The sequence below is a fragment of the uncultured Algoriphagus sp. genome (assembly GCF_963974835.1).
GTDB lineage: Bacteria > Bacteroidota > Bacteroidia > Cytophagales > Cyclobacteriaceae > Algoriphagus.
Map to the genome: position 1 here is coordinate 165,837 of NZ_CAXBET010000005.1, position 15,187 is coordinate 181,023.

At 39.2% G+C, this 15,187-nt stretch carries 16 protein-coding genes; 9 read left to right on the top strand and 7 right to left on the bottom strand.

All coding sequences use genetic code 11. The features are described 5' to 3' along the window. The first annotated feature begins 5 nt into the window (after positions 1–5). Both AACZ73_RS12075 and AACZ73_RS12080 read left to right on the top strand, forming a co-directional pair. Complete coding sequence (locus tag AACZ73_RS12075) at positions 6–878, top strand: TIM barrel protein (RefSeq protein ID WP_339878127.1); 873 nt, start codon at positions 6–8, stop codon at positions 876–878. Further along, a complete protein-coding gene (locus tag AACZ73_RS12080) occupies positions 871–2,253 on the top strand; it encodes a c-type cytochrome domain-containing protein (protein WP_339878128.1) in 1,383 nt (460 codons plus the stop codon). The genes AACZ73_RS12075 and AACZ73_RS12080 overlap by 8 nt, the downstream gene beginning before the upstream one ends. A 43-nt stretch (positions 2,254–2,296) precedes the next feature. Here AACZ73_RS12080 and AACZ73_RS12085 read toward each other — a convergent pair whose 3' ends face one another. Further along, positions 2,297–2,650 (bottom strand): Spx/MgsR family RNA polymerase-binding regulatory protein, encoded by a 354-nt coding sequence (locus AACZ73_RS12085; RefSeq protein ID WP_339878130.1) that lies wholly within the window; start codon positions 2,648–2,650, stop codon positions 2,297–2,299. A gap of 178 nt (positions 2,651–2,828) precedes the next feature. On the opposite strand from AACZ73_RS12085, the gene AACZ73_RS12090 reads away from it, so the two are divergent. Genes AACZ73_RS12090 through AACZ73_RS12100 form a run of 3 tightly spaced genes read left to right on the top strand, consistent with a single transcriptional unit; the run spans position 2,829 to position 3,510 of the window. Beyond that, positions 2,829–3,086 carry a hypothetical protein gene (locus tag AACZ73_RS12090; RefSeq protein ID WP_339878132.1) on the top strand — a complete coding sequence of 86 codons (258 nt, stop codon included), beginning with the start codon at positions 2,829–2,831 and terminating at the stop codon, positions 3,084–3,086. After that, complete coding sequence (locus tag AACZ73_RS12095; RefSeq protein WP_339878133.1) at positions 3,083–3,292, top strand: type II toxin-antitoxin system HicB family antitoxin; 210 nt, start codon at positions 3,083–3,085, stop codon at positions 3,290–3,292. The genes AACZ73_RS12090 and AACZ73_RS12095 overlap by 4 nt, the downstream gene beginning before the upstream one ends. A gap of 41 nt (positions 3,293–3,333) precedes the next feature. Beyond that, entirely contained in the window at positions 3,334–3,510 is a 177-nt protein-coding gene (locus AACZ73_RS12100; protein WP_339878135.1) for a hypothetical protein, read from the top strand. Here AACZ73_RS12100 and hemL read toward each other — a convergent pair. The 3 genes from hemL to guaA all read right to left on the bottom strand — a co-directional run bounded on the left by hemL (position 3,474) and on the right by guaA (position 8,111). Then, a complete protein-coding gene (gene hemL / locus AACZ73_RS12105) occupies positions 3,474–4,769 on the bottom strand; it encodes a glutamate-1-semialdehyde 2,1-aminomutase (RefSeq protein WP_339878136.1) in 1,296 nt (431 codons plus the stop codon). The genes AACZ73_RS12100 and hemL overlap by 37 nt on opposite strands. A gap of 3 nt (positions 4,770–4,772) precedes the next feature. Continuing rightward, entirely contained in the window at positions 4,773–6,422 is a 1,650-nt protein-coding gene (locus AACZ73_RS12110; RefSeq protein WP_339878138.1) for an amino acid ABC transporter substrate-binding protein, read from the bottom strand. A gap of 159 nt (positions 6,423–6,581) precedes the next feature. Next, positions 6,582–8,111: a glutamine-hydrolyzing GMP synthase gene (gene guaA / locus AACZ73_RS12115; RefSeq protein ID WP_339878140.1), complete on the bottom strand. Its 1,530-nt coding sequence runs from the start codon at positions 8,109–8,111 to the stop codon at positions 6,582–6,584. A 365-nt stretch (positions 8,112–8,476) separates the two neighbouring features. On the opposite strand from guaA, the gene AACZ73_RS12120 reads away from it, so the two are divergent. Genes AACZ73_RS12120 through AACZ73_RS12130 form a run of 3 tightly spaced genes read left to right on the top strand, consistent with a single transcriptional unit; the run spans position 8,477 to position 11,506 of the window. Then, complete coding sequence (locus AACZ73_RS12120; protein WP_339878141.1) at positions 8,477–9,085, top strand: hypothetical protein; 609 nt, start codon at positions 8,477–8,479, stop codon at positions 9,083–9,085. Between the two features lie 51 nt (positions 9,086–9,136). Then, positions 9,137–10,846, top strand: a complete 1,710-nt coding sequence (locus AACZ73_RS12125) for a M28 family peptidase (protein WP_339878142.1) — start codon at positions 9,137–9,139, stop codon at positions 10,844–10,846. A 57-nt stretch (positions 10,847–10,903) separates the two neighbouring features. Continuing rightward, positions 10,904–11,506 (top strand): hypothetical protein, encoded by a 603-nt coding sequence (locus AACZ73_RS12130; protein ID WP_339878143.1) that lies wholly within the window; start codon positions 10,904–10,906, stop codon positions 11,504–11,506. Positions 11,507–11,543: 37 nt separating this feature from the next. Here AACZ73_RS12130 and AACZ73_RS12135 read toward each other — a convergent pair whose 3' ends face one another. The 3 genes from AACZ73_RS12135 to AACZ73_RS12145 all read right to left on the bottom strand — a co-directional run bounded on the left by AACZ73_RS12135 (position 11,544) and on the right by AACZ73_RS12145 (position 14,487). Next, on the bottom strand, positions 11,544–12,551 hold the full coding sequence (locus AACZ73_RS12135) for a phosphotriesterase (RefSeq protein WP_339878144.1): 1,008 nt from the start codon (positions 12,549–12,551) through the stop codon (positions 11,544–11,546). Positions 12,552–12,616: 65 nt separating this feature from the next. Next, on the bottom strand, positions 12,617–13,297 hold the full coding sequence (locus AACZ73_RS12140; protein ID WP_339878145.1) for an SDR family oxidoreductase: 681 nt from the start codon (positions 13,295–13,297) through the stop codon (positions 12,617–12,619). A 56-nt stretch (positions 13,298–13,353) separates the two neighbouring features. Further along, positions 13,354–14,487, bottom strand: coding sequence for a hypothetical protein (locus AACZ73_RS12145; RefSeq protein ID WP_339878147.1), 1,134 nt, complete (start codon positions 14,485–14,487; stop codon positions 13,354–13,356). A gap of 140 nt (positions 14,488–14,627) precedes the next feature. On the opposite strand from AACZ73_RS12145, the gene AACZ73_RS12150 reads away from it, so the two are divergent. Further along, the gene (locus AACZ73_RS12150; protein ID WP_339878149.1) at positions 14,628–15,047 is read left to right on the top strand and encodes a DUF4174 domain-containing protein; all 420 of its coding nucleotides are present in this window, start codon (positions 14,628–14,630) and stop codon (positions 15,045–15,047) included. The last annotated feature ends 140 nt before the right edge of the window (positions 15,048–15,187 follow it).

A 15,187-nucleotide genomic window follows, 5' to 3' on the forward strand; every position in this document is an offset into this window, starting at 1 on the left:
CCTGCATGCTTACACGAATTACCATTCTAGCATTTCTATTCATTTTCTTTCTTTCACCAATTTTTGCCCAGCAGCAAATCCTATTTTTCCAAACTGACTGGGGTAATAAATTGTCTTTGGACGAGTTTCTAAAACGGACCAAAAACGATGGCTATGATGGCATCGAAACTTGGTTTCCTTACTCGGAGGATGTACAAAAAGAATTGAAAGCTGGACTGGAAAAATACGATTTGAAGGTAATTTTCCTTCATGGCACAAATAAAGGTTTGCCTTATGCAGAAGCGCTAAAAGTCTATGAGGAAAATCTGCAAAAAATAATTGCCTGGAATCCTGTTAAAATCAACTCACATACGGGCTCCGATTATTGGTCTTTGGAAGAAAACAAAGCTTTTATAGATATAACCACAAAAGCCAGTAGGGAGTCAGGGATTCCGATTGTTCATGAAACTCACCGCAGTATATTTTCCTTCAACGTTCCGCTTACTGTTGAAATGGTAAATGCAGCGCCAGATTTGAGATTGAACTTGGACATCAGCCATTGGATGATAGTTCATGAGCGATTGATTGGTTTGAAAGATCCTTTGCTTCAGCAAATTATTCCTCGAGTGGATCATATTCACGCACGAGTTGGATTTGCAGAAGGACCACAAGTTAATAACCCTGCAGCTCCTGAATGGAAATCTGCCTTAACTACTCACTTGGATATTTGGGAGCATATAATTCGGAATTCCGGTCAAGATCTATACACCATTACGACTGAATTTGGTCCTCCACCCTACTTGCCTACTGTGCCTTTTTCTAACGTACCCATCGCAGATCAATGGGAAGCCAACGTATTTATCATGAAAGCCATTAAAGCCCGCTTCGCAAATGATTGATTTTATTTTGCCATTGTTCGGACGTTTTCATCCGATTTTGGTTCACTTGCCAATTGGCTTCCTGGTTTTTGGTGTTATCCTCATTTTTGGGTTTGGAAAGAAGTATTCCCTCTATTCCCCAATCATCCAATTAGCCCTTTTGCTTGGTGGAATTTCAGCTTTTTTAGCTAGCATCAGCGGATTTTTACAATACCAGAGTGAAGGATATGGTTGGGACACAGTTAAGTTTCATTTGTTCTTAGGAATCCTCACTACCCTACTGTCATTTGGTCTTTGGTATCATCTAAAAAAGGCTGTTTCAACTCCAGCAAAATTGAAAATCAAAGGAGCAACTCTGATCCTGATCATAACTATTACTGGTCATTTGGGAGGAAATATCACCCATGGGGATGATTATTTTACAGAAGTGTTACCTCCAGAACTTCAAGCCTTCCTAGGTGGAGAAGTAAGTACAAATGAACCTCTTGAACTACCCGCAGACAATTGGGAAGAGGTTGAATTCTATTCGGGCGCGATCCAGCCAATTTTAGATCAGAATTGCAAAAGCTGCCATAATCCTAAAAAGCTAAAGGGAGAATTGGACCTGAGCTCGTTTGAAGGAATTCAAAAAGGAGGTGAAGACGGGCAAATTTTAGAAACTGGAAACGCAGAAGAAAGCGCCTTATTTGCTCGATTAATTTTGCCAGAGGATGAAGATGATCACATGCCTCCAAAAGATAAGCGACAGCCTAGTAAAGAAGAAATTGAATTGATCAAAGCCTGGATTGAATCTGGATCACCTGAAAACACTAAGCTTGGAGAGTCAACAATAAACGTGAATTTAGTAGAGCCATTTTTCAAGAAAAACGAAATACCATTTTATCCAGTCGTTGAGGTTGCAAAGCTTCCTCAGGATTCGATTTCAAAGTTAAGAAGCGAAGGTTTTTTTGCTGAAGTAGTAAAGAAAGATTCGCCCCTCTTGAAGATCAGTTGTATTAATTTTCCGGCATTTTCTGATTCAGACTGGCATATGCTGCAATCTGCTAAAGATCAAATTGTGTATCTGGACCTGACAGGAACAGCGATTAGCGATACAATTTTGGAGCAACTTGCAACGCTGCCAAACTTAACTGTATTGAAACTTAATCAGACTGCTATCGAAGGATCTGACTTAGGAAAACTGGTTGAAAACAAAAACTTAAAGCTACTCTACATCAATGATACTCAAGTAAGTCTTGATAAACTATCAGCTCTAAACAATCATCCTACTTTAGAAAAAGTATTCGCATTTAAATCACCGGTAGCAGATAATGGAAGTCCTTCCCAGTTTAGTTTTTACTTGGAAACTGGAAGTTTGAGCCTACCCCCTTTGCCGACGGATACGATAGTTTATTGAAAAGTCAGTCTCCTGCAAAGGCGCAAAGCTGAAGCAGGCAATATTAATTCAAATGCCCCTCAATCACTTCTGGATCAAAACCCAAACTCAGGCTTCCATCTTTGTAAATAATCACTGGACGTTTGATCATACTTGAGTTTTCTTCAAGAATGGGAATAGCTGTTTCCTCATTTTCCAAAGCCGATTTCTGATCATCAGACATTTTTCGATAGGTAGTACCTTTCTTATTCACCAGAGAAGCAAGATCTGTTTTTTCTAAAAACGCTTCTAAAAGTGTGGCGCTAGGCTGTTGCTTTTTATAGTCAATGAAGTCGTAATCAACTCCCTTTTCCGCTAGGAAATCGAAGGTCTTCTTCATCGTATTGCAATTCTTAATTCCGTAGACTTTGATAGACATATCTTAATTATTCTTTTAAGGCAGTGAATTTGATTCTAAATAGATCCAAAATCAACTTTTAACACTTAAAAAAGTATCAACTTGGCAAATCAAAATTATAATCTTAAAATTATATTAGATAAAGTAATCTTGATTTTAAAAATGTAATTCGAATTACATTTCAGACAAATCTTTCCTAATGAGTAAATTTGAAAAGCTTTTACTTAAGATTCTTTCTGGCAAATCGGATAAAAATCTATCCATTTCGGATTTGAAAACGTTACTTATTCAGCTAGATTTTCAAGAAAGAGGAGGCTCTGGAAGTCATTCAGTTTACAAAAGAAAAGACATCCCTGAAATTATTAATATTCAATCGACCAAAGATGGGAAAGCTAAACCCTATCAAGTAAAGCAAATTAGAGAAATTATTGTCGCTTATAAACTTTCAAAAAAATGAGCAAATACGGAATCTTCGTTTACTGGAGTGATCAAGATGAATGCTTTGTATCAGAAGTTCCTGAACTTCCATCTATCAAAGCACATGGTGACAACCAAACAGAGGCATTGGAAAATGCTCAGCAAGCAATTGAACTTTGGATCAAAGTAGCTAAAGAAGATGGGATAAAGATCCCAAAGCCAAAAGGCAAGATACAATATGCTTAGCCTGCTTCTAGGCTAATAAAAGATTTCAAGCTCAATTTACTATGAAGAAAAGTAATCCAACTACTCAAAACAATTCGCAGATCATCTCATCTAAATATGGCGGGAAACTTCCGATTGAAGTTGCGGAAAAGCTTCATGAATATGTTTCCAAAGGTAGAATTAACTGGACTATAAATAAAATTTATAGCCCCAATATCTCCACCATAGCTTCCTTATGAGCAACCAAGATCTGGTCGATCACATCGTCTTTCAAGGCTGTGGACAAGAACAAACTTTCAAACTGGCTTGGGGCCAAGTAAACTCCACGCTTTAACATTGCTTGGAAATATTTTCCAAATAAAGCAGTGTTAGAATTCTTTGCAGTTTCGAAGTCGAATACTGGTTTATCAGTGAAAAACAAGGAATACATGCTTCCTAAGCTGTTCACCGTGTAATTCAATCCTAATTCCTGATTGATACTTTTTATGCCTTCTGCTAATCTACTTCCAATATGAGTTAACTCATCATAGACAGTTGGATCAGTATTCAAATGGTTTAGCATGGTCAAACCTGCTGCCATGGCAATTGGGTTACCTGAAAGTGTCCCCGCTTGGTAAACAGGTCCAGCCGGAGAAACAAACTCCATGATTTCTCTCTTTCCTCCGTAAGCACCCACTGGCATTCCTCCACCGATGATTTTACCCAAAGTGGTCATATCCGGAGTTACTCCGAAAACCTCCTGAGCTCCTCCTTTGGCTAATCTAAATCCTGTCATCACCTCATCGAAGATCAGGATAATCCCTTCTCTCGAACAGATATCTCTCAATCCTTGCAGATAACCTTCCTTCGGAAGACATAGCCCCATATTTCCTGGGACTGGCTCTAGAATCAAGGCCGCAATTTCACCTGGATTCGCAACTACCAACTCTTCAATAGCTTCCAGATTATTATAAGGAGCAATCAAGGTGTCTTTAGCAGTTCCCTTGGTCACTCCTGGAGAATCAGGATCACCCATAGTCATGGCACCAGAACCTGCTGCGATCAAAAATGAATCACCGTGACCATGGTAATGGCCTTCCATTTTGATAAACTTATCACGACCTGTAAAGCCTCTAGCCACACGGATCGCAGACATGGTCGCTTCGGTACCCGAGTTCACCATACGAACTTTCTCGATGGAAGGAACCATACTTACGATCAGCTCAGCAATTTCCACTTCTTTAGCCGTAGGAGCTCCAAAAGAAGTTCCATCCTCCATTGCTTTGATCACCGCATCCCTCACCTTCGGGTGATTATGGCCCAGGAGCATAGGCCCCCAGCTGTTGATTAATTCTATAAATTGATTTCCATCTTCATCATACAAATAAGCACCATCAGCTTTTTTGATAAAAAGTGGATCACCACCCACAGCTCTAAAGGCACGAACTGGAGAGTTCACTCCACCTGGAATGAAATTTTGGGCTTTTGAAAAAAGCGCTTTGCTCTTAGAAATGTTCATTATTTAATCTAAAGGTTTCAATTCGCCTGCTTCCAACTCAAACAGCGGCACGTATTGATTATTGTGACCTCCTTGGAAATTAAATCCCCAAGTTAACTTACCTGCCTGAAATGCTTTTTGATCCAGATTCCTTCTCAAATCAAAGCCTTTTGAGTCTGACATGTTGGAAGCAACCCAATCTATCAATTCAGCTCCTAATGTGGAATTTATACTAGGTAAATTAAGGTATTTATCATAAAATCTATTTCGGAATTTCTCCATTGGCTCACCATAAAAATTCAAAGTATTATTACCAATAAAATAGAAATTCGGAAATTCCAGCATTTCAAAATTGGCAAAGTTAAAACTCAACCAGGAATCCATCACGACCATCGGGATAGAAGCGGTAATTGACTCCATCAAAGCAAATGCTGGCTGCGCAATAGTGGGATCATCTGATAGCAAAATTACCTGATCTACGGACATTCTTGATTGACCCCCGCGAATTCCCAATCCCTGTAAAAACTCACTTGTATTTCTGGAATTGACTTGCTCGTATTTTAGAATCTGGAAACCTGCACGTCCTAATTGGTCTTGAAGCATTTTGGCCAGCATCTCATCACGAGAGCTTCCACTATAACCTATTGCTACTCTCTTTCCCCAATTCTGCTTTCTTAAACCTTCTACAATCCCATCAGCAATGGAACTAACAGATGGTCTAAACAAATAGCTATAGTTCAATTCTTCGAACCTATCACCCAAATTTGATAGAGGATGCACAAATGGAATCTTGGATGTCTCTGCAAAACTACTGACCAAATCGGACTCCTCTGGATAAATAGGGCCTATAATTATATCAGCCGACGCAATCGAAGGGTCAGCAAGTAAGTTCTTAAGATGTGCTACATCTCTTTTAGAATCAAAAGTCATCATATTAACTTTTGTTCCAGTTTTTTTCAATTCCGCAACCCCATATTCCAAACCCTGATACAATTCGAAAACAAAGTCATTTGGTGGAATACTTGACAAATTGGTTCGTGAAGAGTTAGTAAATGGCAAAATCACCACGATGTCCAATACTTGATCTTTCACCACATTAGTACTCTCATTTGCCTTACCTTGCAATTCATAATAGGCATTTCGCTCCGAAGCTGAAAGAATTGTTTGGCTTTCTAAAACTCTCTTCAAAGCTTCTCCATAACCCTTATTCTCTTTGAACTCGGAAAGATTGGCAATCATAAAACTGGCACTAACCTGCTTCAGATTTTCAAAAGTGGCATTTTCAGCCATCGTCATAATCCTGTCGTTCTTGATTTGTTTGATAAGCTTAAGAGCTTCAATGTTCTGTTGATTTTTAAAATAGGCGACCGACAAAAGGTATTTCGCTTCTTCAGACTTTGCCCAATTTCTATTTAGTATAGGTTCCAAAGCAGCAATTGCTTGGGCAGGTTGATTCGCTCCAAGGGTAGCTTCGCCCAAGTGAAAAGATGCATAATTTGCTAGATTTCCGTATTCTTTTGGGTCAGTAAATTGCTTGAAAAGCGGAATCGCCTCCCAATAGTTTTTGGCTGCCAACTCGGACTGAGCCTTGCGATAAGCATCCGGTGTAGGAATTTGAGCAACTGCTAAGCTCAGGATGAAAAATACCGGGATTACTAAAAGAAATTTTTTCATTTTAAAGTGGTGAATCAAACATCAGTAGAGGGAGTGCAAATTTAACCCATTATTTTCAAACCCAAAGTTCAGGCCGAAAAGCCTTGAAAAGTAAAAACCCGAAGCTAATTCTTCGGGTTTTTACAATTTCAAATTTGAAATTTCTATTCTCAATGTTTTCTATTCCCACTCAATAGTTGCCGGTGGCTTAGAAGAGATATCGTAAACAACTCTGTTGACGCCTTTCACTTTATTGATAATATCGTTAGAAATCTTACCTAGGAACTCGTAAGGAAGATGAATCCAGTCAGCAGTCATACCATCCACAGAACCTACAGCTCTAAGCGCAACAACTTTCTCATAGGTACGCTCATCTCCCATCACACCTACAGATTGTATTGGAAGAAGCATCGCTCCTGCTTGCCACACCTGATCATAAAGACCTGAATCTTTCAATCCTTTGATAAAAATATGGTCAACTTCCTGAAGGGTCTTCACTTTCTCAGCTGTAATGTCCCCCAAAATACGGATTCCAAGCCCCGGACCTGGGAAAGGATGACGCCCGATGATTGTTTCTACAATCTCCAGCGCACGTCCAACTTCACGAACCTCATCTTTGAAAAGTGTATTCAATGGCTCAACAACTGACAACTTCATGAAATCAGGTAAACCACCCACATTGTGGTGAGATTTGATGGTAGCCGAAGGACCTTTAACAGAGATTGACTCGATCACATCTGGATAGATGGTTCCTTGGCCAAGCCATTTTACACCTTCAAGCTTATTTGACTCCTCATCGAAAACCTCGATGAATGCATTTCCAATCGCTTTTCTTTTAGCTTCCGGGTCGGTAACACCAGCAAGCGCATCATAGAATTTCTGCTTGGCATCTACACCAATCACATTCAATCCCATGTGCTTATAAGAATCCAATACTTCTTCGAATTCATTTTTGCGAAGCAATCCATTGTCCACAAAAACACAGATCAGCTGATCGCCAATTGCTCGGTGAATCAATGTTGCCGCCACAGAAGAATCGACTCCTCCAGAAAGACCCATTACGACTTTGTCAGAACCGATTTTAGCCTTCAATTCCGCAATACTTGCATCGATAAACACATCTGAAGTCCAGTCCTGGGAACAGCCACAGATTCCAACCACGAAATTTCTAAGTAGATTCTTGCCTTCAGTGGAATGAGTTACCTCTGGGTGGAATTGAATTCCGTAAGTTTCTTCATTTTGAATTTTGAATGCAGCCACACGAACAGAATCTGTGCTGGCGATCACATCAAAGTTATCTGGCAAATTCTTGATCGTATCTCCATGAGACATCCAAACCTGTGAACCATGATTCATCTCTTTCAACAAATCGTAATGATTGTCCAAGTGGCTGAGATTTGCACGTCCATATTCACGAATCTCTGAAGGTGCTACTTCTCCGCCATACTTCTGAGCTAAAAGTTGGGAACCATAACATACGCCCAAAAGAGGAAGTTTGCCTCTTAAAATATCCAAATCCAAATCAGGAGATCCCTCATCTCTTACCGAGCAAGGAGAGCCTGAAAGTATCACTCCTTTAATGTCGGAGGTGATTTCTGGAACTTTGTTATAAGGGTGAATTTCGCAATAAACATTCAGTTCTCTAACTCTTCGGGCGATGAGTTGTGTGTACTGAGAACCGAAATCGAGGATCAAGATTTGTTCTGCCATGCGCAAAGGTAAGCAGGTCAGTTAAATTGAGGAAGTGTTCTTGTAAAATTTACAGAATAATGTTTGGCGGGAAGGGAATTCAAAATTGGAAGATTGAAAAGTTGGAAGATTTGGGTCACCCTGAGCGAAGTCGAAGGGTTGGAGGATTTAGGGTTGAAGGTTCTAAGGTGGAAAAGTTGGAAAGTGGTCCCACTTCATTATTTAAAATTCAGCGTTGGACATTCATTGTTTTTTAGATTAGAATCTACAACTCTAGTACTGCTATGTAGCTTTTTAACAATCTTTTAGTTAATCAAACTAAAGAAAGTTTAGTATTAAAAAAGATTAGTAGTATTTCGGGAAATCAACTTCTAAACGTTTTGTATATGAAATCACATCGACTACTTCTGATCCTTTTCTTTTTTGCATTTGCTCCGATCTTTACAAATGCGCAGGAAAAACCTAAACTACAGTACACCGTAGGATTCGGTTCATCTATAGATGGAATGAATTTATTGTATGGACTGAATTACTCCAATGAACTCAATTTAAGACTAGGTAAAAGAACTTCATTCAATGCAGGTGTTTCATTTTACCAATCTTTAGGCAGTTATGAGGACAGGATATTACCCCCATTGTCTGACGGAAAGAATAAGGAACAATCCTCTGGCATTTTCATTACGCCTTCTTTCAAATACGACATTATCCAGCGTCCTTCTGGATTTAAGTTGGCATTTTCAGCTGGACCATCACAACAGCTAGGTGGAGAGACCTTTATTCGCTCCGATCCTTTTTCTTCGGAAACAACATCCACTGCCTACATTACCAACAAATATCAGCGTGTCGGCTTGTTCATGGAATTGGAAGCTGAGTGGAATTCCAAGAACCCTAATCGAAAAAATGCATTTAGTATTTCAGCATTCGGAGCTAACAATGCCATGCCATGGTACCTAAATGCTACCTATAAATTGAGATTTAAATTCGGGAAGAAATAATCTTAAACGGCTAACTTGCGGCCTTCAATCGACCGATTTCAACTTTCTGATATGTATTTAAAAACTTCCTTTTCCCTGCTTCTTTTCGTTCTAAGCATAAGTTCTTTTGCTCAAAACACTCCACTTCAGAAAGTTACTGATCCTTATTTCGCGTTGGTAAGACCAGAATTTAAAGGTGATTTGGCCTATGAAACGGTAGCATTTGTAGAGCAATATTGGAGACTTGCTGGAAATACAGGTTTTAATAATACGGTATTTAGGATTGCGGAGAGGCTGGAAGCAGCAGGGTATGTTTTGGAAGAAAAGGCAAAAGACTCAGATCGATTCACCTATAGAATCGAGACTAGAGAGATGCGTCAGCCAACTTGGGAGCCTGTTTCTGCATCCTTGAAAATAGTTGGTTCGAATGAAAACCTACTTTCCTCAGATACCAATCGGAATATGATTTATCAGTATTCCTCCTCCACTCCTGCTGATGGAATTACGGGTGAAGTAATTTATGTAGAAAGCAAGGAAGCTCTTTCCTCTGTTGATTTAAAGGGGAAAATCCTCTTTTCTGACCAGGTCGGCTATAGAACTTTGCAGTCAGCCGTGAAAGAAAATGGCGCTGTCGGCGTATTGACTTATGACATGCCTAGCTATTTGCAACCTGAGAAAAACGTTACTTCTATACAGTTTCGAGGTTTGAGACATGATGCCAATAATCCTGCTTGGGCGATTGCGCTTTCTTTCGAAGCAAAAGAAAAACTGAAAGCTGAGCTGGCAAAAGGAAAGGTGGAAGTACTGGTAAAGGCAGAAACGAAGATTTATGATTCAGCTGAACTTACTATTGTTGCTAATGTCAAAGGATCAGAATGGCCGTTGGAAAGCTTGGTTTTCTCCGCTCACATCCAAGAGCCTGGCGCAAATGACAATGCTACTGGCGTGGGTACGCAACTGGAAATGGCTAAAATCACTGCAGATTTGATTCAAGAAGGAAAGCTTGACCTGAAGCGTACGTTGACTTTCCTTTGGGGTGATGAGATAATTTCAACGAGAAGATATATCCAAGAAAAAGATAAACGTGAAGCTGAGATCAACTGGGGAATTTCCTTGGATATGGTGGGTGAAAATACCGATGTAACTGGCGGCACATTCCTAATCGAAAAAATGCCTGACCCAAGCGCTATCTGGACACGTGGAGAAGACAAACATAGCGAATGGGGCGGTTCACCGATGACGGTGGATCAACTGAAGCCACACTACTTTAATGACTTTATCCTGACCAACTTCGAAGCTCAGGGTGAATATGCAAACTGGGTAGTGAAAACCAATCCTTTCGAAGGAGGCTCGGATCATACGCCATTCCTTCAGGCAGATATTCCAGGATTGTTACTTTGGCATTTTACAGATCAGTTTTACCACACCGATAACGATCGATTGGATAAAGTCTCTCAGAAAACCATGGTCAATGTCGGCACAGGAGCTTTAGTATCGGCTTATACGCTTTTGAATGCAGATGAGACGACAGTAGATCAACTGATGCTAATGATTGCAGCAAAAGCGCAAATACGGTTAATGACAGAAGTTCAGCTTAGCAAAAATGCTATTGCTGCAGGTGGGTCCAAAGAAGATGAACAAAAAATCCTCGACACCTGGGCGGATTATTATGCGAAGGCTATGGATTCTATCAAGGACTTGGTTCCTGCTGATGATGAAAAAACGTTGAGGAGAATATTGCTAGCGAAAGAGGCGATCAAGGCTCATGTGCCGCAGCTTTAATTTGTAGTTTAAACTAATTTTTATCTATATATTTCTGTACAACTTAAATTCACTTTTATGAGAAAATTCTTACTCCCAATTTTTGCACTTATACTCTTCTTGCTACAGTCCAATGCTTATGCTCAGGACAACAAAAGCTTAATCTATTACGTGGGAATCGGACCTGCAATTGATGGAAATTTGGGGCTTTTTGGAATTAATGTAAGTAATGAACTGAGTTTTGGATTAGGTAAAAGAATTTCCCTTAACCCATCATTAACCTACTATCAATCGATTAAATCTTTCGATAGTTTTGATGACCCAAAGTTTGGACAGGATAATTCATCTGGACTTTTTACGAATGCCACATTCAAATACGATCTATTACTAACCAAAAATAATTTCCGTATCTCCTTGGCTTTTGGTCCATCCTTTCAAATCGGAAGTGATAACAGTACCGATGGAGCTTTCCTGCGGTATGATGAATCAGGGAATTACTATGAATACATGTATAGCATAGAGCGATTTGCCAGATTAGGTTACACCCAACAGATCGCTTTTGATTGGAAAAGTAAAAATGAAAATCGCAGAAATTCAGCTGTACTTAGCATGTCTTCATTTGACGGCTATTGGCCATGGTACCTAATGGCAACTTATCGCATGGGATTCAAATTGAAATAATATCAGCTTCCTCTTGGAAATTGTATTTGAGAATTGATCATTGAATTTGACCATTTCCAAAGGCACGTTTCGGATTCTCTTCCAAAAGCAATTTCCAATCAGCTTCTTCAAACCCTTTGACATTCAATGCTGGCATAAGCTTTTCGAAGATATTAGTAAAGGGTACAAAATTACCTCCATTTGGCTTGGCGGGATCGTACCAACCTGCATCATGGGAAATCAGTACATTTCCCAAAAAACCATTTTCCTTAGCGAAAAATACGCGGTCCGCATATTCATCCAAACTCCAACCTATCCCATCTAAACTGATCCAAACTCCAAGTTTAGCTGCCTCAAGGTAATTTTGAAAATCCTGCTCCGCCTGCGCATGCACCCAAACAAAAGCAGATGGCTCAACATCCATTTGCTGAAGAATCTCAACTTCCTGTTTGGCAGTATTCCAGGTTCCAGTGTGGGAGTAGATTTTTAAACCGGTTTTCTCATATGTCAGACCAGCTGCACTGACCAATTTCGAGTCCATTTCCCCCAAAGGATTATCTTCGTTGACCGAGATTTTGATAAAGCCTGGTTTGATACCAGTTCCTTCTATCCCATCCTCGTATTCTGCAATCCATCTCTCTGACAACTCTTCAGCTGTTTCTGTGAATGCATAATCAGGCAAAAACTTTCCCTTTTGAGTTCCATAAAGTCCAGTATTTGTGATGAGTTGAATTCCGGATTGCTCACTCAGTTTTTTAAGCAAAACTGGATCTTTTGCCAAGTAAGAAGGTGTGCAGTCAAAAATGGTCTTTACTCCAAATTTCTTCACTTCGATTAAATAAGGCAATACTTTAGCAATTACCTCTTCCTGCGAATAGCGATTTGGCGAAACAGAATCTGCCCCGATAAAATCCACCAGCATATGCTCATGAATCAATGTTAGCTCCATGGAATCTGTCGAAATCGATCCAGAAACAGTATTAATGTAACTGGTTTTAGAATTAGGCTTGGAGCAGGAAAAAGAAAGGATCAATACACTTAGTCCAATTACTATAGAATGCTTCATATATAAAGCTAAGCAACTACCACCCTTAATGCCAAGAGATATACAGCTTGATTTACGCTAAACTCTTATTTTAAAGAAGACATTCCTCCGTCTATGTGGAGTATTTGACCTGTGACCCAAGAAGATTTATCATCCAAGAGAAATAAGGTTGCTTCAGCGATATCCTCTGGCGTGCCTATTCGACCCAAGGGATGCCTTTTATCTGAGGCTGCGCGCTTTTCGTCTGTGCTTACCAATTGCTTCGCCAGCGGTGTGTCCGTTAAAGATGGAGCAATGGCATTAATTCTTATCTGATTAGGTGCCCATTCTGCTGCCAAGGATCTTACTAATCCTTCCACAGCACCTTTTGCAGATGCTATTCCAGCATGAAATCCCATTCCCGTTTGCACAGCCACAGTGCTGTAAAGTACAACCGAAGCCGCTTCCGATTTTTTAAGAGCTTTTATACATGCCTGAAGCGTTTTGACAGCACCGAAAAAATTAACATCCATCTCATTCTTAAAATCCTCCATGGAAATCCTATGGAATGGTTTGAGATTGATGGAACCAGGGCAATAAACCACACCATCAATTACTTCTGGTAAATCCTGCAATTCTGAAGAGTCTTCTGTAATATCGATTTGATAATTTCCTTCACCAGTTCGGGAATAGAGAAACAAATTTGCTCCGCCTTCCTTGGCTAATGCCGCAACGGCTTTTCCTATTCCTGAATTCCCTCCTATGATAACAATATTCTTTCCTTTCATACATTAAATACTTTTCTAGTAAAGCAGTATGAGAAGGAGATTGTTTGAATTTGGTCCTATTTCAACTCATAAAAATAAATGGTCTGTACTTCTTTCTCGATGGCCTCTGGATCTTCGCCAGGTTTGGCATTGGAATAAAGCACATCTCGAACTGACCCTAAATTCACATCCCATGCTCCTTGCCATAGTTTTTCTTCACCTTTGAAAATTTGGTAGTTATATTTTGATTTATACTTATTTACCAATCCCATAAACTCAGGACCACCGATAAATTCCCGCGGAAGCTTATCTACTTCTTGTTGAGGTGCGAAACCAACAAACTGGGTTAATAAATAATCATTTGAAAAGGCAAAATCGGTGTATTCTGAACTTGCCAATGCATTTAAAAACCCTTCAAAAGATGTATCATCCCGAGTTGGCAAAATCTGTCTGTAGCTATCACCAGGATTCAATGCCCAACTTCTTTGCAAAATCAACCCAGGGAAAGTATATACATACATTTCAGGAGAGTTCGGGAAAAGCACAAACATCTCGTCATTAACTATTTTTACAATAGGATCTAAATTATTGTATTTCCCAGGACTGATCGCCATTTGACTTTCTGCAGGAATCAAATCCGATCTCAAAATTTCCAAAGTATTAAGATCCCTTACCGACATAAAGGAATAAGAATTACTAAAATCCTTAGATTTAAGAACCTCAGGTGCAGCAGATTTTTCTAAAGAAAACGTGTAGAAGAAATCTTTATGTGTGAGTGCTGCGCGACTCCCTCCAATCCTGCGGGTAACCAAATCAAATTGAATCTTCTTTTCTTCCAGCAAATTAAAATCAAGATCATAGATAAATGCTCCAGCATGAGTAATAATTATGATTTCATTTTCTCCTTTGTAATTAGCAGTGATAAAATACTGAGTCTTATAACTATCCTTACCATCCTCACTCCGGTTTACTTTGACAAGAATTTCACCAGACTTATCTACCCGAATCAGCTCATTTGTCTTAAAATCATAAAACAAAAATTCAGAATGATCTTCCTTAACATCTATCATTCCCAATTCGGTCAAGTGATCTATCACCAAACTATCGGTAATCACCAATTCAGGAATATAAGCCTCAGATTGTTTTTCATGAGTCTTTTCGCTGCATGAAACAAGAACAGGAAAAAGAAGAGCTAGAAAAAAATTCTTCATAGATTTTAATTTCCTAATAAGATAGGTAAGCGTTTAAGAAATTCATAAGAAAAACTTGGAAGAAAATTCAAACCTACTTGCCTGAATTATGTTAACCTATTATGAAGAAATTCAGGCATTTACTCATTTTACTTTTGATTATGACATATTCAACTGCAATAGCTCAGAAGCTGAGTTCTCATAAATGGCAAGACCGTATAATCATTCTTCAGGTTAATGATCCTGCCAATCAATTGCTCGAAAAGCAACTCATAGAGCTGAAAAAACATAAGGCTGGATTGGATGACAGAAATCTAATTGTTTATCAAATGATTCAAAACAAGTATAAAAAGGGCTTTTCTAATGATGGTCAATGGGAATCTACCAAAGACTCAGACAATATCAAGCAAATTGATGAGGAGTTTGAAGTATTGCTTATCGGATTGGATGGAGGAATAAAACTCCGTAAAAATGAATTCATTTCCTGCCAAAAACTTTTCGAAGTAATAGATCAAATGCCCATGAGGCAGTCAGAAATTAGGAAAGGGAACAAATCGGATTCCTTAAATTATTTTGACTAGAAATATCAGTATGTGGTTTAATTCAACTACGCCACAGAATATTTTAACTTAATCCTGGCAGAATCTAAAATGTAAGAAACTTCTCTACACATCTCTTTTATTATTTTCCATGGCTTAATTCACAAATGCAGGCATAAAAA

Excerpts from the sequence above, each read along its gene's own strand:
- AACZ73_RS12090 (WP_339878132.1), top strand. The coding sequence starts at position 2,829 with ATGAGTAAATTTGAAAAGCTTTTACTTAAGATTCTTTCTGGCAAATCG.
- AACZ73_RS12100 (WP_339878135.1), top strand. The coding sequence starts at position 3,334 with ATGAAGAAAAGTAATCCAACTACTCAAAACAATTCGCAGATCATCTCA.
- AACZ73_RS12150 (WP_339878149.1), top strand. The coding sequence starts at position 14,628 with ATGACATATTCAACTGCAATAGCTCAGAAGCTGAGTTCTCATAAATGG.
- AACZ73_RS12110 (WP_339878138.1), bottom strand. The coding sequence starts at position 6,422 with ATGAAAAAATTTCTTTTAGTAATCCCGGTATTTTTCATCCTGAGCTTA.
- AACZ73_RS12125 (WP_339878142.1), top strand. The coding sequence starts at position 9,137 with ATGTATTTAAAAACTTCCTTTTCCCTGCTTCTTTTCGTTCTAAGCATA.
- AACZ73_RS12075 (WP_339878127.1), top strand. The coding sequence starts at position 6 with ATGCTTACACGAATTACCATTCTAGCATTTCTATTCATTTTCTTTCTT.
- hemL (WP_339878136.1), bottom strand. The coding sequence starts at position 4,769 with ATGAACATTTCTAAGAGCAAAGCGCTTTTTTCAAAAGCCCAAAATTTC.
- AACZ73_RS12120 (WP_339878141.1), top strand. The coding sequence starts at position 8,477 with ATGAAATCACATCGACTACTTCTGATCCTTTTCTTTTTTGCATTTGCT.
- AACZ73_RS12095 (WP_339878133.1), top strand. The coding sequence starts at position 3,083 with ATGAGCAAATACGGAATCTTCGTTTACTGGAGTGATCAAGATGAATGC.
- guaA (WP_339878140.1), bottom strand. The coding sequence starts at position 8,111 with ATGGCAGAACAAATCTTGATCCTCGATTTCGGTTCTCAGTACACACAA.
- AACZ73_RS12085 (WP_339878130.1), bottom strand. The coding sequence starts at position 2,650 with ATGTCTATCAAAGTCTACGGAATTAAGAATTGCAATACGATGAAGAAG.
- AACZ73_RS12080 (WP_339878128.1), top strand. The coding sequence starts at position 871 with ATGATTGATTTTATTTTGCCATTGTTCGGACGTTTTCATCCGATTTTG.
- AACZ73_RS12140 (WP_339878145.1), bottom strand. The coding sequence starts at position 13,297 with ATGAAAGGAAAGAATATTGTTATCATAGGAGGGAATTCAGGAATAGGA.
- AACZ73_RS12130 (WP_339878143.1), top strand. The coding sequence starts at position 10,904 with ATGAGAAAATTCTTACTCCCAATTTTTGCACTTATACTCTTCTTGCTA.
- AACZ73_RS12135 (WP_339878144.1), bottom strand. The coding sequence starts at position 12,551 with ATGAAGCATTCTATAGTAATTGGACTAAGTGTATTGATCCTTTCTTTT.
- AACZ73_RS12145 (WP_339878147.1), bottom strand. The coding sequence starts at position 14,487 with ATGAAGAATTTTTTTCTAGCTCTTCTTTTTCCTGTTCTTGTTTCATGC.